Annotated in this window: 1 protein-coding gene; it reads left to right on the top strand. The window is 66.6% G+C overall.

Translation table 11 applies throughout. From position 1 onward, the window contains the following. The coding region (locus NFJ07_RS25580; protein WP_269998910.1) for a circularly permuted type 2 ATP-grasp protein at positions 1-770 on the top strand (770 nt) is incomplete at both ends.

The following is a 770-nucleotide window of genomic DNA, read 5'->3' as shown; positions in this document are numbered from 1 at the left end:
GGGACCTGATCTGCCGTGGAAACCGGGTATACATGCGCACCACGGCCGGTGAGCAGCGGGTGGATGTGATTTACAAGCGGATCGATGACGAGTTCCTGGACCCGTTGCAGTTCCGTTCCGATTCGATGCTCGGGTGTCCGGGACTGGTGAACGCGGCCCGGGCCGGCGGGGTGACGATCGCGAACGCGGTGGGCAACGGGGTGGCCGATGACAAGTTGGTCTATTCCTACGTGCCTGAGCTGATCCGGTACTACCTGCACGAGGAGCCGGTGATCGCCAACGTGGAGACCTTCCGGCTGGAAGAAGAGGAAGCTCGCGAGCAGGTCCTGGACCGGCTCGCCGAACTCGTGGTCAAGCCGGTGGACGGGTCCGGGGGCAAGGGCCTGGTGATCGGTCCGGATGCTTCACGGGAGGAGCTGGACGCTTTGCGGAAGCGGGTGCTGGCGGATCCGCGCGGCTGGATCGCGCAGCCCGTGCTGCAGCTGTCCACCGTGCCCACGCTCTCGGGAGACCGCTTCGGGCCCCGCCACGTGGACTTGCGTCCGTTCGCGGTCAACGACGGCGACGACGTCTGGGTGCTGCCCGGCGGGCTGACCCGGGTGGCGTTGAAGGAAGGCTCGCTGATCGTGAACTCCTCCCAGGGTGGTGGGTCCAAGGACACCTGGGTACTCTCGGACTCCCCGCAACTGCCCGCAGCGGAGCTGCCCCGTTCCTCCATCACGGTCCGTGAACAGGTCTCGGTCTGGCCCGTCGAAAGCAACTGGCGGGAC

This window comes from Arthrobacter sp. B2a2-09 (genome assembly GCF_027587375.1).
GTDB lineage: Bacteria > Actinomycetota > Actinomycetes > Actinomycetales > Micrococcaceae > Arthrobacter.
This window is presented reverse-complemented; position numbering and strand designations above follow the sequence as displayed.